Source organism: Marinilactibacillus psychrotolerans, assembly GCF_900101525.1.
In the GTDB taxonomy this organism is placed as follows: domain Bacteria; phylum Bacillota; class Bacilli; order Lactobacillales; family Carnobacteriaceae_A; genus Marinilactibacillus; species Marinilactibacillus psychrotolerans.
In genome coordinates, this window is record NZ_FMZD01000041.1 from 1 (window position 1) to 2,262 (window position 2,262).

Here is a 2,262-nt window from a genome sequence, read left to right on the forward strand (position 1 = left end):
TGTTTGTCTACAACACCATCATACACTTTCGCCACTTTTTAGTGGTTAAGTCCTCGATCGATTAGTACTGGTCCGCTCCATACATCACTGTACTTCCACTTCCAGCCTATCTACCTGATCATCTCTCAGGGATCTTACTTCCTTAAAGGAATGGGAGATCTCATCTTGAAGGGGGCTTCACGCTTAGATGCTTTCAGCGTTTATCCCGTCCACACATAGCTACCCAGCGATGCCTTTGGCAAGACAACTGGTACACCAGCGGTATGTCCATCCCGGTCCTCTCGTACTAAGGATAGCTCTTCTCAAATCTCCAACGCCCGCGACGGATAGGGACCGAACTGTCTCACGACGTTCTGAACCCAGCTCGCGTGCCGCTTTAATGGGCGAACAGCCCAACCCTTGGGACCGACTACAGCCCCAGGATGCGACGAGCCGACATCGAGGTGCCAAACCTCCCCGTCGATGTGAACTCTTGGGGGAGATAAGCCTGTTATCCCCAGGGTAGCTTTTATCCGTTGAGCGATGGCCCTTCCATACGGAACCACCGGATCACTAAGCCCGACTTTCGTCCCTGCTCGACTTGTAAGTCTCGCAGTCAAGCTCCCTTCTGCCTTTACACTCTTCGAATGATTTCCAACCATTCTGAGGGAACCTTTGGGCGCCTCCGTTACTCTTTAGGAGGCGACCGCCCCAGTCAAACTGCCCATCTGACACTGTCTCCCAACCGGTTGACGGTTGCGGGTTAGAGTGGCCATACAGCGAGGGTAGTATCCCACCATTGCCTCCACCAAGACTGGCGTCCTGGTTTCATTGGCTCCTACCTATCCTGTACAAGCTGTACAGACACTCAATATCAAACTACAGTAAAGCTCCATGGGGTCTTTCCGTCCTGTCGCGGGTAACCTGCATCTTCACAGGTACTATAATTTCACCGAGTCTCTCGTTGAGACAGTGCCCAAATCGTTACACCTTTCGTGCGGGTCGGAACTTACCCGACAAGGAATTTCGCTACCTTAGGACCGTTATAGTTACGGCCGCCGTTTACTGGGGCTTCAATTCAAAGCTTCGCCGAAGCTAACCTTTCCTCTTAACCTTCCAGCACCGGGCAGGTGTCAGCCCCTATACATCTTCTTTCGAATTAGCAGAGACCTGTGTTTTTGGTAAACAGTCGCTTGGGCCTATTCACTGCGGCTGACCAGTTGGTCAGCACCCCTTCTCCCGAAGTTACGGGGTCATTTTGCCGAGTTCCTTAACGAGAGTTCTCTCGATCACCTTAGGATTCTCTCCTCGACTACCTGTGTCGGTTTGCGGTACGGGCAGCCTACTTCTAACTAGAAGCTTTTCTTGACAGTGTGACATCAGATACTTCGGTACTATAAGTTCCCTCCCCATCACAACTTGTCCGTGTGAGTAGAAGCATTTGACTCCTACTCAGACTTGTTGCTTGGGCACGCATATCCAACAGCGTGCTTATCTTAGCCTCCTGCGTCCCTCCATTGTTCAAACAAAGCAGACTGGTACAGGAATCTCTACCTGTTGTCCATCGCCTACGCCTATCGGCCTCAGCTTAGGTCCCGACTAACCCTGGGAGGACGAGCCTTCCCCAGGAAACCTTAGTCATTCGGTGCACGGGATTCTCACCCGTGTTTCGCTACTCATACCGGCATTCTCACTTCTAAGCGCTCCACAAGTCCTCACGATCTTGCTTCAATGCCCTTAGAACGCTCTCCTACCATAGAACCATTGGTTCTATCCGTGGTTTCGGTACCTTGTTTAGCCCCGGTAAATTTTCGGCGCAGGGCCACTCGACTAGTGAGCTATTACGCACTCTTTAAATGATGGCTGCTTCTGAGCCAACATCCTAGTTGTCTGAGCAGCCCCACATCCTTTTCCACTTAACAAGGATTTTGGGACCTTAACCGACGGTCTGGGCTGTTTCCCTTTCCACTACGGATCTTATCACTCGCAGTGTGACTCCCGGATCTACATCAGTGGCATTCGGAGTTTATCAGGATTCGGTAACCCGATAAGGGCCCCTAGTCCAAACAGTCGCTCTACCTCCACGATGCACTATCCGAGGCTAGCCCTAAAGCTATTTCGGAGAGAACCAGCTATCTCCAAGTTCGATTGGAATTTCTCCGCTACCCACACCTCATCCCCGCACTTTTCAACGTACGTGGGTTCGGGCCTCCAGTGCATTTCACTGCACCTTCACCCTGGACATGGGTAGGTCACTTGGTTTCGGGTCGACGACGGCATACT

1 rRNA gene is annotated in these 2,262 nt (G+C 51.7%); it reads right to left on the minus strand.

Annotated features, from left to right (window positions below):
- Positions 1-41: 41 nt before the first annotated feature.
- Positions 42-2,262 (minus strand): 23S ribosomal RNA (locus tag BLT22_RS12000); the annotation flags it as partial.